The sequence below is a fragment of the Gracilinema caldarium DSM 7334 genome (assembly GCF_000219725.1).
Lineage (GTDB): Bacteria > Spirochaetota > Spirochaetia > Treponematales > Breznakiellaceae > Gracilinema > Gracilinema caldarium.
The window spans coordinates 626840-646884 of record NC_015732.1 but is presented as its reverse complement, the minus strand read 5'-3'; the positions used below and the strand labels follow the sequence as shown (position 1 = coordinate 646884).

At 47.5% G+C, this 20045-nt stretch carries 17 protein-coding genes and 1 pseudogene; 4 read left to right on the top strand and 14 right to left on the bottom strand.

The window, feature by feature from the left end; genetic code table 11:
* Positions 1-14: 14 nt before the first annotated feature.
* From SPICA_RS03000 to SPICA_RS02970, 10 genes and pseudogenes are all read right to left on the bottom strand, one after another.
* Complete coding sequence (locus SPICA_RS03000) at positions 15-260, bottom strand: periplasmic-binding protein (protein WP_013968062.1); 246 nt, start codon at positions 258-260, stop codon at positions 15-17.
* Positions 211-354 (bottom strand): hypothetical protein, encoded by a 144-nt coding sequence (locus SPICA_RS15390; RefSeq protein ID WP_156789614.1) that lies wholly within the window; start codon positions 352-354, stop codon positions 211-213. The genes SPICA_RS03000 and SPICA_RS15390 overlap by 50 nt, the downstream gene beginning before the upstream one ends.
* Positions 355-381: 27 nt before the next feature.
* Positions 382-1008, bottom strand: a complete 627-nt coding sequence (locus SPICA_RS02995) for an ABC transporter substrate-binding protein (protein ID WP_013968061.1) — start codon at positions 1006-1008, stop codon at positions 382-384.
* 5 nt (positions 1009-1013) lie between these two features.
* The gene (locus SPICA_RS14655; RefSeq protein ID WP_257720283.1) at positions 1014-1421 is read right to left on the bottom strand and encodes a Rossmann-like domain-containing protein; all 408 of its coding nucleotides are present in this window, start codon (positions 1419-1421) and stop codon (positions 1014-1016) included.
* A 1-nt stretch (position 1422) separates the two neighbouring features.
* On the bottom strand, positions 1423-1782 hold the full coding sequence (locus SPICA_RS14650; protein WP_052296324.1) for a DUF4213 domain-containing protein: 360 nt from the start codon (positions 1780-1782) through the stop codon (positions 1423-1425).
* Positions 1779-2267 carry an ABC transporter ATP-binding protein gene (locus SPICA_RS15655; protein WP_250635655.1) on the bottom strand — a complete coding sequence of 163 codons (489 nt, stop codon included), beginning with the start codon at positions 2265-2267 and terminating at the stop codon, positions 1779-1781. The genes SPICA_RS14650 and SPICA_RS15655 overlap by 4 nt, the downstream gene beginning before the upstream one ends.
* 38 nt (positions 2268-2305) lie before the next feature.
* Positions 2306-2575 (bottom strand): annotated as a pseudogene (locus tag SPICA_RS15860) (ATP-binding cassette domain-containing protein); the annotation flags it as partial.
* Positions 2576-2601: 26 nt separating this feature from the next.
* Positions 2602-3537, bottom strand: a complete 936-nt coding sequence (locus tag SPICA_RS02980; RefSeq protein ID WP_013968060.1) for a FecCD family ABC transporter permease — start codon at positions 3535-3537, stop codon at positions 2602-2604.
* 111 nt (positions 3538-3648) lie between these two features.
* Complete coding sequence (locus tag SPICA_RS02975; protein ID WP_013968059.1) at positions 3649-3906, bottom strand: hypothetical protein; 258 nt, start codon at positions 3904-3906, stop codon at positions 3649-3651.
* 386 nt (positions 3907-4292) lie between these two features.
* A complete protein-coding gene (locus SPICA_RS02970) occupies positions 4293-4898 on the bottom strand; it encodes a cupin domain-containing protein (protein ID WP_013968058.1) in 606 nt (201 codons plus the stop codon).
* Positions 4899-5081: 183 nt separating this feature from the next.
* Between SPICA_RS02970 and SPICA_RS02965 the strand changes: the two genes are divergently transcribed.
* The 4 genes from SPICA_RS02965 to SPICA_RS02950 are packed head-to-tail and all read left to right on the top strand — an operon-like array spanning position 5082 to position 8238.
* On the top strand, positions 5082-5441 hold the full coding sequence (locus tag SPICA_RS02965) for a PilZ domain-containing protein (RefSeq protein ID WP_013968057.1): 360 nt from the start codon (positions 5082-5084) through the stop codon (positions 5439-5441).
* Entirely contained in the window at positions 5438-6379 is a 942-nt protein-coding gene (locus tag SPICA_RS02960) for an SAM-dependent methyltransferase (RefSeq protein ID WP_013968056.1), read from the top strand. Before SPICA_RS02965 ends, SPICA_RS02960 begins: the two co-directional genes overlap by 4 nt.
* Positions 6380-6412: 33 nt before the next feature.
* Positions 6413-7597 (top strand): THUMP domain-containing class I SAM-dependent RNA methyltransferase, encoded by a 1185-nt coding sequence (locus SPICA_RS02955; protein WP_013968055.1) that lies wholly within the window; start codon positions 6413-6415, stop codon positions 7595-7597.
* 47 nt (positions 7598-7644) lie between these two features.
* Positions 7645-8238, top strand: a complete 594-nt coding sequence (locus SPICA_RS02950; protein ID WP_013968054.1) for a TetR/AcrR family transcriptional regulator — start codon at positions 7645-7647, stop codon at positions 8236-8238.
* A gap of 75 nt (positions 8239-8313) precedes the next feature.
* Here SPICA_RS02950 and SPICA_RS02945 read toward each other — a convergent pair whose 3' ends face one another.
* The 4 genes from SPICA_RS02945 to SPICA_RS02930 form a co-directional block, all read right to left on the bottom strand.
* Positions 8314-15033: an Ig-like domain-containing protein gene (locus SPICA_RS02945; protein WP_156789613.1), complete on the bottom strand. Its 6720-nt coding sequence runs from the start codon at positions 15031-15033 to the stop codon at positions 8314-8316.
* A 326-nt stretch (positions 15034-15359) separates the two neighbouring features.
* Complete coding sequence (locus SPICA_RS02940) at positions 15360-16673, bottom strand: dicarboxylate/amino acid:cation symporter (RefSeq protein ID WP_013968052.1); 1314 nt, start codon at positions 16671-16673, stop codon at positions 15360-15362.
* Positions 16674-16751: 78 nt separating this feature from the next.
* Complete coding sequence (locus SPICA_RS02935; protein WP_013968051.1) at positions 16752-18122, bottom strand: ClC family H(+)/Cl(-) exchange transporter; 1371 nt, start codon at positions 18120-18122, stop codon at positions 16752-16754.
* On the bottom strand, positions 18119-19783 hold the full coding sequence (locus tag SPICA_RS02930; protein ID WP_013968050.1) for a B12-binding domain-containing radical SAM protein: 1665 nt from the start codon (positions 19781-19783) through the stop codon (positions 18119-18121). The genes SPICA_RS02935 and SPICA_RS02930 overlap by 4 nt, the downstream gene beginning before the upstream one ends.
* Positions 19784-20045: the final 262 nt, after the last annotated feature.

The window sequence follows — 20045 nt, the reverse complement described above, 5'->3', positions numbered from 1 at the left end:
GGGGACCAAACAATTCAGCGGATAAACCGCTTCATATTTCCATCACCCAAAGAGGTATGATAAAAAAGCGCATAAAATTCCCGCACTCGCTTTTCCAGGTATTGCCGGCTTATAAGGTCAGGATAGGCTAGATGAGCAAGCCAGTAGAACCCCGGAAGGCGGTTTATCGAGGGATGCCGGGCAATCCAGTTATAGGGTGCTGCGGGGATATCATAGAGCTTTCCCTGCCGTACCGCCCTTGTTGGCCAGATCCGCCACATTGATAAGTCCTGCGGACTCGATAGTCTGGGAATGGAGGGATCCAGCCGCTATGGTGGCCAGCCCAGAAGCTTCTTCGCCATAATAGACCTTCACCCTGGGTCGTCCGCTTGCAAGTTTCGATTACAGCTGTACCATATCTCGTACAGTGGCCTCGGAAAACTGGGCGAGCTTTTCAGCCTGGGCTTCTTTTTGTAAAAGCCGGCCCAGGGTACGATAGGTCTTCGCATAGGAATCGAAGGATACAGCTTCAATAAACACCGCGGGAATACCGGTCCGTTTTTGCACATCATCCATATCCCGGGCTATGGAAGGTTTTCGTTCTCCTATATCCATAATAATGTCAGGCTGTGCGGTGATGAGGGCTTCTATATTAAGGGTAGAAGCGGCCCCATAAAACTGGCCGAATACGGGGAGATTTCGCATTCTTTGGGGCAGATAGGGTATCAGTTCTGGTGCGGGCTTGCTGGACCAACCGATCAAACGATCCGGCACCAGGGTAAAAAGAAAAATCTGAGCCATAGGACCTGAGGGAGCTATTTTTGTAATAGAGTGGGGAATCTGGACAGTCCGACCAGCGGAATCCACGAAGGACCACAGGGAGGCCGTGAGGAACTCAGTCCCGGCACTTACTGCATCGGGCGCTTTTTGACTCCAAAGGGGCTGAGAAAGGGCAAAACCACAGAAAAGGAGAGAAACCATCAATCTAAATATTCTTATGGTAAAGGGCTTCACGCTAGTACACCTCATTTGTATCAGGCTCCTTTTTCAAAGGACAGTTTCTGACCATGATGTACCATCTGGCCATGCAGTCCCTGCCGTACTAGAGACAGACATCCTGCGCGGTCCGTATAGAGGGTACCACCTAAACAGTTCACACTATACGAAAACAGTATTGGTGTCATGCAGGTACTGGGGCCGACCAACACCACAAAAGAGCCCTGACACAGTTCCAGAAGCCTCGGCAGGGTCTTGTTTGCCAGGGTACTGCCGATAATAAAGACCAGGTCCATTTTGGGCAGAAGATATTCTGCTACCACTGCCGGATAGTCCCCAGACTGTGGATGGTCATCAATGATGGAAAGAGAAGCCGCAACCGATGCAATATGACGCACCACTGAGGTAAAGTGCCCCACACTGGCTACCCGTTTTCCCCGGGCCAGTTCAGTTCGACATACCGAGTAAAGGGATCGATCCCGAGGGCCAATTGCGGAGCAGAGTCCTCAAAACCAAAGTTTTTTTAAGTATCTCAGGCGAATTATAGTAGGCGTTAAGGGCTGCAGCATCCAGTGCAGCATCGGCAGCATTCCAGGACAGAACAGCCTCAGCAAGATTACGGAGCGGCATACCTGTAAGCTGAGTCGGGAGAATAGAACTGCGGCCTGTAGGATCCAGGGTCATGACTGAACCAATACCAGCTTCGGTAATTACGATACTGTGGGAAGCTCCAGAAAAAGCCTCCAATACAGAAATATCAGCAGATATGTCAGCAATGAGCGCTTTATGCAGGGCTTCGGGATTCACCGGAGCACCTCCCGTAAACCTAAAACGGGCATACAAGCCTGATAGCGGCCGGTTTTTTCATTACCCAAAGCAAAGAGCCGTACCGGTATGCCGTACAGTGCTTCAAGACAGTTTTCAGTCAGAGCCTCTGTTAGCGGACCATCGGCGATGATACAGCCCTCGTACAGAACCATGACTCTGGTTCCCCAGAGAAAGGCATGTTCAGGATTATGGGTGGATAACAGCACGGTGTACCCATCCGCCGTTAGCCCTGCGATATGTTCCATGATACGGACCTGATTACCGTAATCAAGATTCGCCGTAGGTTCATCCATCACCAGAATCCGGCTCCCCTGGGCAAGAGCGCGGGCAATCAGAACAAGCTGACGCTCTCCCCCTGAAAGTTCAGTATAATTCCGTTCCGCCAGCGTCTCGAGCCCCAGGGCGTCGAGAGCCTGACGGGCTGCAGCTTTATCCTGGGCTCGAGGCTGAGCAAACATGCCCATCCGCTGCAGGCACCCATCAGCACTATATCAAAGACCCTATAACCATACACCGGCACATGGGCCTGGGGGATATAGACGAGAGCATGAGCAAGCTCAGGCTCTTTTATGGTACGGAGCGATCGACCGTTGAGGAGGATGTCCCATGGATAGCTCCGATGAATCCCTAGGATACACTTAAAGAGGGTGCTCTTACCTACACCATTGGGTCCAACAATACAGAGCAATTCCCCCGCACCGACAGAGAAGGAAAGGGAATTCAATACAGGCTTGCTGCCATAGAAAAAGGAAAGCTGTCGAACTTCGAGCATAGCAACAGTCTCCTGATGACCTTGTTTCACCGTACAGCTCCCCGGTAAATCAGCAGCAGAAACACCAGCACTCCCACAAAGGAGGTTAGGATACCGATGGGGATTTCACTGGTCGTAAGAAGGCGGCTGAAATCATCGACCAGCATAAGAAAGGAAGCGCCCATGAGAAGGGAGACAGGCATAAGGATCCGGAAGTCACTGCCGGCAACCATCCGTGCAAAATGGGGGATCACGAGGCCTACCCAGCCAACGGGGCCGCAAATGGCAACACTGGAAGCGGTAGCTAATGTAGCAGCAAGAATGAGTAAAGCCCGGGATTGGGGGACACAGGTACCCAGGGTGCGGGCTTCTTCTTCACCCATGATAAGTATGTTGATACGCCAACGAAAGGCCAATAATCGCCCCAACGACAGGATTATGACCGGATCAGCTACAAGTTTTACCAGTGATGTGGCTGATGAAAGCAGAGAACCCAGCATGATGCCAGAAAGCACCAGGGATAAATTAACCTGGGCCCTCACCGTACGGGCAAAAAAACTCACCAGCAGAGCCGTTCCAAGGCCGCAGAGAAAAGCAATGATAACCAATGCGGCTGTATCCAGTCCCAATAAGAGGGAAAGCACTGCCCCAAAGGCATCACCGGCAGAAACCCCCAGCACATCTGGCGACACAAGAGGATTTTGAAAAAGTCCCTGATAAGCTGCCCCGGACGCTGCCAGGGCAGCCCCGACCAGAGCAGCTCCCAGAAGACGGGGAAGCCTGATTTTAAAGAGGATCAATGAAGCCTGTTGTAGATCAGGGGGCACGTCAGAAGCGGACAGAGGAATCCAGAAAAGACAGAGTACCGAGAGAGGCGACAGAGGAAAGTGGCCAAGTCCGGTAGAGACAAAAAAATCAGGATCAGGAAAATTGCCAGAAGGCCAATATATCGTGGTGAGTTTCTTCGGCTTATACTCACTCAATGAGTATAAAGCTGCGGTCTGAAACCGTCAAGAAAAACCTACTGAGCTCATTTACTATCATAGTTACCAGCAGGACAGATAGAAGCGTAGTGATAGGCCTTAATCACTCTTTTACAGGAGGGTTTTCAGCCAATCCAGATCAGCCTGAATCTGATGTATCCTGAAATCCTTTGCAAGGATCGAAATATCAAAAAAAATCGGACTTTGATCAGATATCTCTGCCCAAGCAGATGCCCCCTCATATTGCTGCACAAAAAGCCGGTTCAGCTTTGTTTCCAGAGAAAGACGCTGGGTCTCGACCTGTTTATAAGCTAATTCAACATCCCTCCGCAGGGCAAAATAAAGACGACTTAAAAATTCCAGCTTCAAAAACCGGGGACTGGCGATGGTAGGTTCATTCAGCCAGGTTTCAAAGGCCTTAAGCCCCTGAACAGTGAAAGAAAAAGAGTTCCGGTTGCGCCGGCCATTCTGAAGAACGAGAACAGAGGCACTTGCTGAATCAGCAACCTGTCTCCCAGCAATAGCTGGTATTCCAGAGATTGCTTCCAGAGCGATCCAGCCCCGTTTTTCAAGTCTTTTTTAAAGATGCATACATTTGGCTTTCACTGATATGCCAAAGGCTATTCAAACTGTTCTTAAAGGATTGGTAGAGTTAGTACCCATGGGCAGGTCCTTCGGCGAGATATCCTAAAAAATATATTCAGGCCGGATATCACCCATTATACTGACCGTTACCAGTACTATATACCTGCCGCCTACACTGGAGTATATACAACGGCCAGCACTTTGGCATCCTGACCACCCATGGCAAGGGCCCGGTGGGGTACCATGGAATCGTAATAAATCGAGTCCCCTGTATCGAGTTCATATACCAGGGTACCGTATTCAAGGCGGATTTTCCCTTCCAGCACGTAGAAAAACTCTTCACCCTCATGGGAAGAACGGAGGGGTTGGGCACTAGCGGGAACCTCAATTAAAAACGGCTCCATATGCCGCCCGGCTTTACCTGGTGCAAGCACAGCATATCGTAGTGTATTTTGGTCGATCTTACTTTGAGCACCTTGTTCAGCATGAGTCCCTTGGGTGTTGTTACCCTGATTGAACCGGAGATTTTCCTTACCCTCCCCTTTTCGGGTAATGACCGGCCCCAATTCCCGATCCTCATCCAGTATGGTTCCTAAACGCACACCCAGGCTCCGTGCAATCTTTACCAGGGGTGCCAGGTCAGGGATGATACCATCTTCAATTCTTTTAATAAGTTCCAGAGGAACTGCACTCCGTTCAGCCAGCAGTTCCTGACTCATACCATAGGTTTCCCGCAAGGTTTTAATCCGCTGAGAAGGATTCACATCAGCCTTCATAGATTCATCCTCCTGATCCAGTACTCACACAATTTGAGAAGGACTACCTGTAATCATTTGTTCAGGCGCCTTTATACGAACCGAATTTTTGGAGATACCCCCTTTTAATTATAGCTGGCTCAAAGAACAATTTACAAGACACATACCATTGACGAAACAGATAAGTCAGGGCACTATACACCCATGTTTGAAAAACGTTCGGTACCACGATATGAAAGTCTAGCTCAGGCTCGACTGGAACATATTGATTATACCCTGGGCTTCCTGCGGGACCTCAGTATTACCGGATGCAGACTTGAGTTCTCCGTAGCCATCGCCCTTGATAGGGGAAAAGAATATAAAATTATCATTTACCCAGAAGAAGCATCTCACATTGATCCCTTCGAAATCACCGGTGAGAACCGCTGGAACCGGGCAGGATATGATGCCTTTGAATCGGGCTTCTTTTTCCGAAATTCCCCAACAGGAAAAGCCTTTGAACGCTACCTGGATTACCTCACCTGGAGAACAAACGCTAATCCCGCAGAAACAGGGAAGCCATGAGTGCCCAATCAGAGGTTATGGAAGGAATCATTTATCAGGGGATTGATGAATTTCAAGACCATCTGCAAAAAGAACTTGGCCAGTATGAATACCTGGGGGGTAAGCTGTACTTTGCGGGGGGACCCAGAAAAGATGCCTTCTGGACAGAGAATATTTGGCTTACACCCATCAAAATTACCTTTAACTCAATCTCCGAAGGGGCAAAAAGCCTGCGGGATATACAGCGTAACTGGGCACCAGTACTCTTTACCCAGTATCGGCGGGGCATGCTCATCCAGGAAAAGCTCCCACCTATAAACCAGAAGGAACGCCCCTTTCCCTGGCTTATCCCCGATTCATTCATGGGCTCCTGGACCCTCCTCGACGCCAACACCATGCTTGCCAGCCCTTTCTGTACCAGCCCTTTTCCCGGGGGCAAGATATCTTTTATAGAAAACAAGGTGGATCCACCAAGCCGAGCATACCTAAAACTGCAGGAAGCTCTGGTCCGTGCCCGGAAGTGGCCACAGGCAGGAGAACGCTGTCTTGATGCAGGAGCCTGTCCAGGCGGCTGGACATGGGTTCTCACCCAACTGGGGGCCCGGGTTACCGCCATAGACCGTTCTCCCCTGGATGATCGTCTCATGCAACATCCCCTCGTTACCTATATCAAACACGATGCCTTTACCCTGAAACCTGAAGAGATTGGCCCTGTTGATTGGCTCTTCAGCGATGTTATCTGCTATCCACCGCGGCTTTATGAATGGATTCAAAAGTGGTTAGCTTCTGGCTTGGCAAAAAACTATATCTGTACTATAAAAATGCAGGGGGAAGGAGATTTTGAAACCCCCAAGGCCTTTGCAGCCATCCCTGGAAGCCAGGTCGTGCACCTGAATTACAACAAACACGAACTTACCTGGATAAAACTGGCCGACAGTACCAGAGACCCTGACAATTGAACATTCGGTGAAATACTGTTATAATAAAAAAATATGATGAATTTTGTCGCCCTCTGTGCCATTGGTGCGGAACGGGCCCTTTCTAATGAACTGCATAAACTAAATCTATCTATCAGCGACTCCAGCTATGGGAAAATCCGTTTTTCCACTGATACAGAAGGGATGTATCGAGCCCTCTTGTCGCTGCGCACCGCTGACAGGATTCTGCTGGAACTTGCATCGTATACAGCTACTGACTTTGATGCTCTCTTTGAAGGATGCCGGTCTATTCCTTGGGAGGATTTTGTTCCCCGGGATTACCGGGTTGTGGTAGACAAGGTCAGAAGCAACCATTCCAAACTTTCCGCCGAAACCAGTATTCAGGCCATGGTCCACAAGGCCGCCGCGGACAGGCTCTGCCGGGCCTGGGGGGTGCAGCGCCTCAGCGATTATGGTAAAGCGGTAGAACTGAGGGTCCATATCGAAAAGGACCGGGTCCAGATTCTTTTGGATCTCTGCGGGGAGCCCCTGTTTAAACGGGGATACCGGACCGAAGGAGGCGCTGCACCCCTCCGGGAGACCACCGCGGCGGCCATGCTCCTCCTCTCCGGATGGCGGCGGAAGTATCCCCTCTACGACCCCTTCTGTGGATCCGGCACGATTCTCATCGAAGCGGCGCTTTACGCTTGGGATGCGGCTCCCGGATTAGGCAGAACCTTTGCGGTATCGGACTTCCTGATTGGTGATACACGAATCGAAGGGCGACTCCGGGAGGAATTACGGAGCAAGCTCAATGTTACCAACCGTATCCGTATCTATGGCAGTGATGCCGATATCCGGGCCGTGTCAATTGCCCAGTCTAATCTCATCCGGGCTTATGAAACAGTGCAGGGTAAAAAAGCAGGACGGGGCATACGGCTTGCAAGCGGTTTTACTCCTCCCTCTGCATATTGGCCTCACGTCCAGAGACTTTCCATGGAACAGGCAAGAGCCCCGGAGGGGGAACCGGGCTACCTCATTACCAACCCACCCTATGGAGAACGGTTGGGGGACCGAGAGGCGGCTGAACAGACCTATCAGGCGATGGGTAGTTTAGAACAGCATTTCCCAAGCTGGGATCTTGTGGTCATCACGAATCATCCTGGTTTTGAATCCTTTTATGGACGACGGGCTTCATCAGTTAGGAATATAACTAATGGAGCACTGAAATCATATATGTATCACTATGAAAGAATATAAGTCAAACATTTTGATATTTTTATCATACCATATAGGGAGCATTGCATATGTCGATCATCGTAGAACATGACAAGCGCCGCAAGGAAATTCTTGAGCGAGCCCTGGATGTATTTGTCGACGAGGGTTTTGAGGATGCAACCTTTCAGAAAATTGCTGACCGTTGTGGTATAACCCGTACAACCCTCTATATATACTTTAAGAATAAGCGAGAAATCTTTAACTGGAGCATCAAGCAAATGCTCATGGGGGTAGAAGCGGATCTACAGCGGGTTAAGGCAGATCAGACCCTGAAAACCCCTGACAAACTCATGCTTGTTCTGACCACAATTCTCGATCGGCTCCAGGAGAACAAACGGCTCCTTTCGGTGGTATTAAATTACCTTCTCCATCTTTCCAAAAGCGGAACCGATACGGATTACCGGGTTCGTAAACGTACCATCCGTCTCAGACATATTCTCGCATCCATTGCCATAGACGGAATCCGTAAGGGAGAATTGAAACAGGTAAATGTTCGTGAACTGGACGATCTTTTGTATGGTCTTATAGAAGCCGCTATCTTCCGCCTGGTAGTTCTCAGACGGAATTCGGTAGACGAACTGCGGGACGCAATTGTGCTCGCAGTCCAACAATTGGCTTTATAAAAAATGCCCTGCCAGAAAACCAACAGGGTATTAATGGATACAATTGATGCAATGTTTACGATGTATAACATTCAGCTAGAAAATGCTGCTTCGTACACCAAAGGATAGCCGATAGGCAATTCCCCCAGAAACCTCTGCTGATATGAACCATGCCTGTAATTCAGAATATAGTGAAAGGGTACTGAAATACTGAAGCCGCTCGAATTTGAACCGGGGGAATTCTACCTGGCCAACTACAGCACTTAAAATAAGGGGCTGGCCACTGGCAGTCTCGGTGAAGTAGCTAAATTTTGCACCTACCGCAAGATTGGCAGAAAGGAAATTCCAGTCAGGACCAAAAAAATAACCAAAAGGTAAGGCTGCAACATTGGCTAAAAGTTTTCCGCTGAATACCGTCCCATAAAAACGTTGTTCCTCATTATTATAATGTTGTGGAGTAAAACCATAAGAAGCCTGTAATTTTACATTATCATCGAAGAAGGTGAGACCAAGTCCTGCATTATAAAGTGTTTCTCCTAAACCCCCAGAATCTACATATAAACCTTGTATAAAGGCTGGTACCTGATAACCCGCCTTATCACCCTGTCGCAGGACGACCCTGACCGAAGCAAGGTTCACATCATCCTTTGCAATTCCATACACTTTAAGATTCTGGTTAAACCGACCACCTTCTTCTGGTTTTAACATGGATATGCTGGGCGGTGTCTTATCCAGGTTTAATATCACCTTAGAGAGAGTCCTATCACCATTCTTAAAGGTAGCCCGGACAAGAAGCGGCAATAATCCTTCGGGATAATCCTGGGTTTCCAGGCGGAATTTCCAATCTTTTGTTCCTGCTGCAGGGAAGAATGTCCTGCCGTTATCGAGACTTACCTCTATGAGAGCCACCTGCCGTCCCTGCTGACGGGCTCGAGCAAGAGATTTAGGATCGACTTTTTTATTTTTTGGGGCTGATGCCGCCAGGGCTGCATCGGCATCAGCCTCTGCTTCCGCATCCGCCGACGCAAGATACCAGCCGGCGTTCCCCTTGAGCCAGGGCCGGCCAGGGATGTAATCACCTGAAGTAAAGGCATTAACCATAATCCAGGGGCCAGAGGGTTTATAATCAATCGTTACAGGCTCACTGCTAACAACCTTATTTTCATTGTTGGTATAACGAACAATAAGGGTATGGGTACCTGTTTTCAGCTTTTCATCGCTGATATCCAGGGAAAACCAGCCATTTGATTTTGGAGTAATAGAAGCAACATCCTCATTATCAATGAGGAGACTTACTGCACTGGGTAAGCGGCTCGAACGCAGGAAGCCCTGAATACGGAACATACCAGTCAAGTATTCACCCCGTACAGGAGTAGCAATAGCAATCATCTCGTCGGTAAAATCAGGATCCAACACAAAGTCCCGACTGGAAACCGTTTCGTTGCCAGCCTTATCCCGGACAACAATCCGAATACCGTATTCCCCCTTCGGAAGACCTGTCAAATCCAGGGTCTGCTGAATCACCGGTTCCAATGGTAACGAGAACGTTCTTGTCCCCTTGTCAGGTTGAAGTTTGCTGAAAACAACCGCATCACAGCTTGCAAGCTGGGTATCATCGGAAATCCGACCGCTTAAAACAAGATTTCCCCGGCTCACAGACATATCGAAGGGAACATCCAACATGACCTGGGGTGCTGTATTATCGATAGAAATGAGGCCTGCATAGAAGCCTGTAGTTTCATACCCATCTATTGGTTTTACATAAATTGAGTGGAGTCCACTCTTCAGATTTCGTGTATCAAGCCGATAGGTCCAGTTTTCAGTACCCACACATTTATTAAAGGTAACCGCGTTGTCAAAGGAAAGGTATACCTCTTTAATACCATTCGCATCGGATGCTACGCCGGATATATCGATTACACCACGGACCGTAGTATCGAGGGTAGGAGTTCTGATTTCAGCCTTGGGTTCTTCTTTTGAGATTCTGTAGGTACGGACTACCGGGTCACCATGAACACCATAAATATCCTCTGCAAAAACAGTGATATGGTGTTCATTGTCGGTAGTATCCACAAGCCGGATGGGTACATTAAAGCTGTTGCCTTCCAGGGCCAGTTCCTGGATAGGCCCATCATCAAAACGATAATGGATCGATTTTAATCCATCATCGTCGAAGGCAGCTCCAGCAATCACAAAGTCTTCCCGAAGTACCTCTAATTCTTCAGGCTGCATGATTTGAACCCGGGGTTTATCGGCCGCGACATCCAGGTTAAAGGAGCCGGTGAGTTCAGTTTCATTACCTGAGGCATCGACCGCCTTAAAGCGTATCTGATCCGCGGCGGAACTTTGGGCACTCAGATCGAAGCGACGGACTGTAAAGTTCAAAGTATTGCTTGGTTCCCAGGTCTTACCTCCATCTTCACTCCATAAAATCGCGGCCAACTGTCCAGAGGGATCATCAAAAGAGGCAGCTATGGTAATACGACCATTTACAGAGTCCTGGTTTGGTGGCAGCATAATGCGACCTGCAGGATTCTGGGTATCCCGATTAACTATAATATGGAATTCTTTGCTTCGGCCAAGCCCATTCACCGCTTTGAATAGAACATTATGGGCACCATCAGCCCCATTCAGCAGGAATTCTCCTTGCAGTTTAAGAGGATCCTTTGGGTCAGGTGTTAGTGCAAGTGGGGTCCACTGGGCATCCTCATTATTAAAGCTATCAACTACATATTCAACCCTTTCAATTTTTTGTAAGCCTGTCTGGGATGGATCTAGGGTAGCTACAAAGGGAATTAAACCTTTATACCAGCCATCCTGGCGAGGTTCAACAATAGTTACAGCAGGGTCGGTTAAGCTCACAATAAAGGTACAGGGCCCCCATCGGAATTCATCTCCTTCTATGGTTTTAGCGATGATCCATACAGGTTGAGTTTTCCCATCTTTAACAGGATGAACGGTAATCATCCGGTCCTGATAATCTATTACAAGCTCGGGTGTGTTTGTATTAAAACGGACTGATTCAAGGGGTTCTCCTATAAACCGAAACTGGAGTACTTCATCAGAGACAAAACGGAATGAGTTCTCATTTGCATTGTATCGAATATCATTCGTATAGAGTCCAGGTTTATCAAACTTCAAAGGATCTTTTAAAGAAATAATCCTATAGAGATCGAATGTTTTGGTAACCGAAAGGCCTGCTCCATCGGTCAGGATAATCTCAATCGGTATCCGGGTGAAGGGGAGATCCACAGGTAAAGGAGCCTGCCATAGTGTGTCAGATCCTGTTCCTTTTTTTAAAACAGCCTTAATGGGAGTACGGTTTCCAAAATGGAGTTCTACTCCGGTCAATCCATTAGCTGCACTAACCGTACCTTCTAAGAAAGCTCCAGATTCGTAGCTGAATGTACCAGAACGCTCTACAATAGTACGTCCATTTTTTTGACTTACCGCAATTTCTCCTAATTGGGGAACGGGGCCAATTACTCGAATATTCCGTTTTATAGGCGCCGATTCTCTACCCAAGAGATCCACTGCAGTTAAAGTAATCGTATGAGAACCTGCCGAAAGGGTTGTGAGTTCTATTAAAGCAGATCCAGGATTTTCAATTAACTGAGGAGCCTCCTTATCCAATTGATACCGATAGCCCTGTAAGCCGAGAGAACTGGTAGCGGAAACCATAAAACGTACCAGAGCCCTTTGTTGGGTATTATCTTCCAAAGACACAAAAGAAAGGTTTGGTTTATCTGCATCAACTTGTACCTGCAGGTTCAATGTTGCTGAACCTGTTTTACCGTTTTTATCTTTTACGGTAATACCTGCGATAACTTGTCCGGACTTAGGGCTTCCTAAATCCACAAAGAGTACACCAGCATAAATTGTCTGACCTTCAACACTGCCGGAGCCAATGGGGATAAGGCTTCCAGGATCTATGGTACCCTTTATGGTTCCGAGTGAGTAGGCTAATGAAACAGGCGGAGCGGCGGAACTCATCTTAAAAATGAGTATCGGACGGGGACCGATCATCGTGGTTCCTGAGGGAGTCACTGCACCGGAAGCCCCGGGGGTACCACCAATAAAGGGAGCTCCAAAACCAGGAAGTACTCCGAAGAGCTCAATTTTTGGCGCTGGAATGGAAGCGGCCTTCGTACCGCCTGTGGAAGTTTCGGTCGGAAGAGCGGTTTCTACATCACGAGAAGAGCTATAAAATGCTGGAATATTCAGAGTCGTTACATTTCCTGCCCGGTCTACTGCTTTAAGAACACCTCCAGAACCACTAAGCATTTGTCCTGAAACCGGATCTATCAAGGGAATAGTGAAGGGCTTATTTGCATCAAGAGCAGTAAAGCTTTTGCCATCCGCTGCGTAGGAGAGAGACTGGATACCCGCCGGATCCTGAACAAAACCTGTTGCAAAGGGAATAGTCAATTCTGATGAGGGGCTTACGAGTGAGATTTCTGGACCTGCGGTATCCTTATATACTAAAACCGATTCCAAACTACTATTCCCCGCTGTATCCTGGGTTGTAAGTTCAATAGTATAGGCTCCATTCGGAAGGGTCCCAATCGCAATTTCATGATTTACAGAAGCCTTAGTATCTCCTGCTTTTCCATGTAATGGGATGGTCCCATTGGTAACCTCTTTCCCTTCTGCATTCAGAATACGATAGGAGGCAGAATGTATACCTGAAATGTCCGTCAGAACAGCTGAAAGTGTATACGTCGGAGTTGTAATAAAGGGTGTATCGAGCTTTTTCAGTTGGATCTGTGGACCCGTATCGTCATTATTAAAGGTAAACTGATCTGATTTATAGATATGCCCCATGGTGCTTTTCACGACAATCCGGTGGGGACCGGTGACACCAGCAGAAAGGGGCTTTACCAAAATTCTATTTGACTCTGCAGTAACCTGCAGTATCTTCGAATCCGGTTCAAGGCTCACTTGAGCTATTTCAGCACCGACGAAGCGGCCTGTGAACAGGACCGGTTCAGCTTCACCGGCATTTTTTTTGAAATATACCACCCCATCGCTGGAGAGTCGTTCATCAGTAAAATAGAAGGCAGGGCTTCCTCTCACAACACCATAATTAGTGATATATACATGACTTGTGAGGGATACGGTCCGTCCGGCACTATCGGTTACCGATGCGGTAAAGGGGATGAACCCAAAGGGCCCTGCAGAAGGAAGAGGAATCAGAAAGGTTTGGGTTCCTCCACCCTTAGCAGTGATGGACTGTTCAGGACCATCAGCAAAGGAATACACAAGTTTTTCAAGTTTTCCCAGGGTCTTTGCAGTAAGACGGAGGCTCGCTTTTGCATCAGGGGCGACTTCCATACCGGGATCAAAGGCCTCTTTTCGTTCATCCTTGGCACCACTGTTATAAATGATATCTTCCAGAGAAAGCTGGGGATCAGGCCCTATATCCTCAAACAGAGTTGATGCTATGGGACCTGCAAGTCCATTTCGATCTATAGCCCGCACACTGATTGTGTGTTTTCCAGGGACAATTCCATCAATCTGAACCGAAAAGGCACCACTTGTTTCAATTTTTTTTTCTGGTTCCTTATCCAGCCAATATTCTATGGCCGAAACTCCATCATCATCCCGGGCATAACCAGCTACCAATAAGGTTCCTGCACTCATCGCAGCCTTCCCCGACCCAGAGCTTATCGGATTAAGTAGGGTGGTCCGTGGAAAATCCTTTGTTTGATCTAGGGGGAACTTAAATTTATATTCAGTTATATTTCCAATAAGATCTCGGGCAGTAAAGAGAATTTCTACAGATGAAAGTTTTGTATCAGTTATAGTAATAGGAAGCGCCCAATAGGGATCTCCTGGTGTGAAGGGAATTTCCCCACCCTGGGATCCCATCTTCCAGGAAAAACTACTCAGAGCTACATCATCCCTCACTCGACCCATGACAACGAAGCTACGATCAATCTTCTCTCCAGGAAGAGGTGATAGAATCGTTATTTCTGGACGGGTATTATCGATAACAAAAAGGGTCGGTGTGATCCCCACTGATCCCACCCTATCGGTACCCCGAATGAGCACTACCGTCGGACCGGGACTCAATTTTTTAGTATCGATAGCAACAGAAAAGGGAAATATTCCCTTTTTCACATCATAGGAACCTTTTATCGGAATCCAATTTTCTCCATTATCCAGGGAATATTCTACCTTTGCCACACCATTAGCATCCTGAACAGTCCCTTTCATAGTGATGGTACCTGAAACGAGTGAGCCTGCCTGAGGTTGAAGTATTGTCGCTCCGGGACGGGCGCGGTCCATATCAAACTGAATGGTCTGGACGGGGCCTACAAGCCCGTTGATATCTATCCCACGAACACTGATTTTGCGGCGGCCATCGGGAATATCACCAGTTTTTATATAATAGGACCAAAAGGCCTTTCCTTTGGCCACAATCCAGTCGCCTCCATCAATCTGAAGTTCTACCCGCTCTACCGCATCGTCATCAGTACAGGTACCTACAATATTCAAATCACCAGAGACCCGCATTCCCTGTAAAGGATTGGCGATACGGGCTATCGGTAGATCAGACTTAGGATCCACATACAAGTTGATCGGTCCGGCTATGGTCTTATTCCCTGCCACATCCTGACCTTCTGCATAGAGATTATAGATTCCAGGCTTTTTATCGGTAATATTAAAGGTTTTGGACCAGTTAAGGGTCCCGTCAGCATTATCCCGGGCGCTTTCTCCTTTACCTCCCGCATAAAGGAAGGGAGCTACAATTAAACATGTAAGTAAAAATTCAACCTTAGCAAACCGAATCAACCGATTGTGTTTCATCATCTCCTATCCTGTATATAATACTGTAACTGTTATATCAATAAAATTCTATATTTATGAGTTTTATTACCATAGCAATTATCGCGCCAAAACGACAAGTTTGATCATAAAAATATCCTATAATTATCTAAAGGAAAAGTTAAAATTAAAAAATTATTATGTATAGATTTACAAAGCCACGAAAAACAAGGTTTAGAACAATTGATGAATTAAAAGGCTTAATAAATAGAGTAATTAGGGGTTATATGCTACCATTTAGGCGCAAATCGACAGAATTGTCGAAGATCAACAATCCTGTCGCATACAAGTTACCTCAGTCTATTCTTGCATTACTTCCACAGAGACTCATCCAATTCCTTCTCTGATTTTGAGACTACTACAGATCCCACCATATCACCGGTGACATTAAGCCAGGTTCGGCCCATATCAAGGAGGGCATCGATACCCAGGATCATCGCATAGGCTGCAGCTACTGCGCTTCCTTCGGAAACCTTGAGGCCAATAGATTCAAGCACCATCAGGAGCATAATGGCCCCTGCACCGGGAACACCGGCGGTACCAATGGAAGCCAGGGTTGCAGTAATAACGACCGTTGCCTGCTGTGCAAAGGTAAGCGGATTACCCGTCGCATACCCAATAAACATGGCACATACCCCAAGGTAGATTGCGGTTCCATCCATATTAATCGTTGCACCAAGGGGTAAGGTGAAAGAACTGATGCTTCGAGGAACACCGAGATTTTCTTCGGAAACCCGAAGGGTTACCGGAAGCGTACCACTGGATGAACGGGTAACAAAGGCGGTAATCATAGCCTCATTGGCGCCTTTTATAAATTTAAAGAAACCAAGTTTATAAACTGAAAGAAAACCACCATAGGTTATGATGAAATGGATTATAAGCCCCAAATAGGCAGTCAAGGTTACCATAAAAAGGGGGCCTAAGGCTTTCGGTCCCTGTTGGGCAAAGACCGAGGCGATAAGCACAAAGACACCGATAGGAGCATACTGCATAATACCGCCCACCACCTTATACATGGTTTCCGCAGCGGCATTGCTAACATCAAATAAAAGACCTGCACCCTGGGCTACCTTTGCATTCGTTGAATCCTTGACATACGAAAGGGCTATACCAAACACAACAGCAAAAAAGATAATCGGGAGCACATCACCTTTAGCAAGGGATTCAACCGGATTGGTGGGAATAATATTTAAAAGAATTTGTACGAGCGTTGGAGCCTCAGCAGACTTTCCTTTGACTGCTGCATCTCCGACAATCCCAAAACCAGCGCCGGGCTGAAGAAGATTCGCAAAAAGCAGGCCAATAATAACTGCGAAAAATGAGGTTATGAGATAATACAGAACTATTTTTACACCCACCCGACCGAGACGTCCCGGGGCAATACTGGCCGCACCAGAGACAAGGGAGAAAAAGATCACCGGCACCACAATCATCTTAAGAAGCCGGATAAAAAGATCTCCGAAGAATTTAGAATTGTCCACAAAGGGCTTTACCGAAGCGGGGAAAAATCCCAGGATGATACCGACAATTGCTCCAAGTATTAACCCAATCAGAATGCGGACCAGCAGATTGGTCTTAAAATACCAATCCAGGGCACCCTTTTTCTGCTCACCAGCTTGAGCCATAGCAACCTCCCTTTTCAGCGTGATATGATTGTAAGGATCCTGCACCAGGGCATATCCATAGAGTAGTATAAACCCTTACTACAAATTCTGACCAGTTTTTTCTGGTACAGGCTCTGTCGTTGCAGCTATTCGTCTGAGCAGCACCTCATAAACAGGTTCAGAAACCAGCATATCAGAACTTACATACGCTACAAGACAAACCAGCATAAGTCCACCAAAATGGTTAAAATTACCGCACATTTCCAGAATTAACACAGCCCCTGTAACTGGCGCTTTTACTACAGCTGTAAAAAAGGCTGCCATACCGAGAATTAAAAAGTTAAGAACATAGCTCTGATCAATAAAACCAAAAGCTGAAAGCACCTGACCCACCAAGGTCCCCAACAGGGCGCCACAAACCAGAAGGGGTAGAAAGATGCCTCCCGCTGTACCGACACCATAAGAAAGGGCGGTAAACATCAATTTAATGATAAAGAGTGTACCAAGTATTACAATAGCCCGCGGAGATTCAGTTAACGATTCAATAAGCGGGTGGCCACCCCCGGTAACATCAAAATAATATAAACCTAAGGGGATAGAAGCTATAAGCGGTAAGATTGGCCAGATTATACGGGGTAACTTTGAAGCCTTATATAGGTCTTGAACCCTATAGAGAGCTCGTTTAAAGAGATCCGCACCAAAAGCACTCACTATACCCAGAAGCATAAGCCAGGGATACAGTTTAATTGGAAGCAGATTGAGGGCACGAAACGAAAAAACCGGGTGCATACCAAAAAAGAGGCCTGCCATTATATCGGCAGTCATAGAAGCTGCAAGGGTACAGGTAAGCAGTAGTGGCGAAAATACCCGGTGTAATTCCTCTAGAGCGAAGAGCACCCCAGCAAGGGGTGCGTTAAAAGCAGCAGCAAGCCCTGCAGAGGCTCCGGCGGTAATCAGGAACTTTTTTTCAACTTCGGGCCGCGATGACCGCGATAGAAGCCCCATACCAACATAGGAACCAATTTGCACTGAGGGACCCTCTCGCCCCAGAGAAAGGCCAGCACCAATCCCCAGAATACCGCTCACTATTTTAACAAGAAGCTCAGAAAACCAGCGGAACTGAAAACGACCTTCGAAATACCCCTTTAACTGAGGAATACCACTTCCCCGAGCCATAGGCCTCCAGATACTCATCCAGCCAAGTATGAGCCCCAACAAGCTATAAAGACCGATTTGGAGAACCAGGGGTTGCCAGCGGCCCTGATGTATCTGGTTTCTCAGAAAGGTATACCAGGTAAACCGTATCCCATCAGCCTTTACTAGGGCCAGTCGAAACAGGGCAACCACCAAGCCGGATGCAAGTCCAACAAGAATACTTTCCAGCACAAGCCCAATCCGCGAAACATACAAACGCCGCAGCAAATTACGTTCATCTTTTAAAGGATTTTGAATATTCGTGACGCTATTCATGATATGATACTTACCTCTGGTTCATTTCTACCCGGTTTTACTCGGATTCTCGTAGGATTCATATCTGCCAAAGCACAGAACTCTTCCAAGTCCAGAACACCGGCCCCAAAAAGCTGATCCGGATCGTAGTTGCAGTCTATCGTGGTGGTAATGCCCTCTGCCAAAGCCCGAGCCCAGGCGCCATGGAAACGGACTACATCCCAAACCGCCGGGAGCAGGTAGTCTAACTTTTGCTTTTCAAATAAACCATGGAGGAATTCGAGTATAATAGCTTCCCGAGAGGCGGGATATGAAGGATCTACGTTTGCATCCCAGGGTTTCTTTTTTGCATCCATAAAATTTGCAAAGAGCAGAAACAGCTGGGCAGGCGTTTTATGGAGCGGATAGAGTACCTGGTTAAACCAGGGTACAGCTCGGCCCTTGTTATAGAAGAAATCCACCGCCCTGGCCAAACGTTCTGCCCTGTCCATATCTTGGCGAGAAAAACTGGCACTGGAACGGAGGGTATAGGGAGGCTCGGTTTCATAGTTCATATCATAGTGTGAAGCTTCTTCAGCGAGAACCGTACCGGGAAGGATCGCAAGCCTGAAGATATCCAGATGATTTGGATAAAGGTTGATGGCAACATTAAGGCTTTCCAAAAAGCCCTCAAGGGTATCTCCAGGGAGACCATAGATGAGATCAAGACCAAAAACAACCCCTTCCTGGTTTAGTATATCGATTTTCTGTTTAAATTTTGCTAGTTCCAGCGGACGGTTAAGCCGGGCAGAAACCTCCGGATCTGCGGTCTGAAGGCCAATCTGCAGGGAAGCTCCCAACTGGGCAAAACGCCGAGCCTGATCCCGGTTTAGAAGCTCTGCGCGAACCTCGAAATGCCAATGAATATTGGGGGCCTTTTCGATAAGACGGTCTAAAATCTGGAGTGTTCGTTTATTGTTTGCATTAAAGGTCGGATCCAGGACAAAAACAGAGTGCATCTGTTTTTGTACAAAATAATCCAGCTCCTGATGAAAACGTTCTTCTGATATATAGCGGAGACGATGGTTTCCTTTGGATTCATAACAGTAGCTACATGCATAGGGACAGCCCCGTGCAAGTTCCCACAATGCAGTTGTTTTGCCTTTAAGGAGTCCTGAAAGCCAGGGAGAAGGAAGTTGAGTTATATCTTCGGTTTTCCCATCTATGATTGTCTGGCATGGGGCTATACCAGCAGACCAGGCTTCTAGAACCTTTTGGAAAGCCGATTCACCTTCTCCTCGGATTAACACAGAAAAGGGGCCGCCTTCGGTGGTACTCAGCCCTTCGGGCCGGGCGCTTACTTCGGGCCCCCCCGCAACGAGAAAACAATCAGGGAAGGCTTCCCGGCAAAGCGCAGCTACGGTCAGGCTCAGTTTCCGATTCCAGCTATAGAGGGAAAAACCCACAACCTGTCTGTGAGCCTCCTGGGGACCAAGCGTTTCTGGGGGGCCCGAAGCGCCCGAACAAAGCCGGAAAAGCCGCTCAAAAATCTGTGATGGGCTTTCGTCAACATAGGCATCAAGGATGCGAATCCTGGTGAACCGAGCCTGAACAAAGGACGCCACCGAGGCGGCCCCGAGGGCTACCGCATCGGGACTCTGTTCACAATGTATGGATATAAAAATCAGGGAATACTCTGTCATGGATTGTGAGAGTATGTGCCCTTTCAGGCCTTTCGTGCAAGGGGCCTGTTCCTGCGTTATGTTTTACTGCGTCAGAGCGACCCAGGGCTTATTTTAAAAATAAATAATAATAGGTCATAATAACACACTTGAAATGTATCATAATGACTCTATTGAGCAAAATTGACCATAAACTGCATAGATTCGTTAAGCACCTATGGTACTGGAAAGAGAACCCCTCCATCAATATATAAATATATTTTCTTATTATATAATAATATAC

Bases quoted from the DNA above. Each gene is read 5' to 3' on its own strand.
- SPICA_RS03000 (WP_013968062.1), bottom strand. From the start codon at position 260: ATGTGGCGGATCTGGCCAACAAGGGCGGTACGGCAGGGAAAGCTCTAT.
- SPICA_RS02995 (WP_013968061.1), bottom strand. From the start codon at position 1,008: ATGAGGTGTACTAGCGTGAAGCCCTTTACCATAAGAATATTTAGATTG.
- SPICA_RS15655 (WP_250635655.1), bottom strand. From the start codon at position 2,267: ATGGGCATGTTTGCTCAGCCTCGAGCCCAGGATAAAGCTGCAGCCCGT.
- SPICA_RS02970 (WP_013968058.1), bottom strand. From the start codon at position 4,898: ATGAAGGCTGATGTGAATCCTTCTCAGCGGATTAAAACCTTGCGGGAA.
- SPICA_RS02965 (WP_013968057.1), top strand. From the start codon at position 5,082: ATGTTTGAAAAACGTTCGGTACCACGATATGAAAGTCTAGCTCAGGCT.
- SPICA_RS02960 (WP_013968056.1), top strand. From the start codon at position 5,438: ATGAGTGCCCAATCAGAGGTTATGGAAGGAATCATTTATCAGGGGATT.
- SPICA_RS02955 (WP_013968055.1), top strand. From the start codon at position 6,413: ATGATGAATTTTGTCGCCCTCTGTGCCATTGGTGCGGAACGGGCCCTT.
- SPICA_RS02950 (WP_013968054.1), top strand. From the start codon at position 7,645: ATGTCGATCATCGTAGAACATGACAAGCGCCGCAAGGAAATTCTTGAG.
- SPICA_RS02945 (WP_156789613.1), bottom strand. From the start codon at position 15,033: ATGATGAAACACAATCGGTTGATTCGGTTTGCTAAGGTTGAATTTTTA.
- SPICA_RS02940 (WP_013968052.1), bottom strand. From the start codon at position 16,673: ATGGCTCAAGCTGGTGAGCAGAAAAAGGGTGCCCTGGATTGGTATTTT.
- SPICA_RS02935 (WP_013968051.1), bottom strand. From the start codon at position 18,122: ATGAATAGCGTCACGAATATTCAAAATCCTTTAAAAGATGAACGTAAT.
- SPICA_RS02930 (WP_013968050.1), bottom strand. From the start codon at position 19,783: ATGACAGAGTATTCCCTGATTTTTATATCCATACATTGTGAACAGAGT.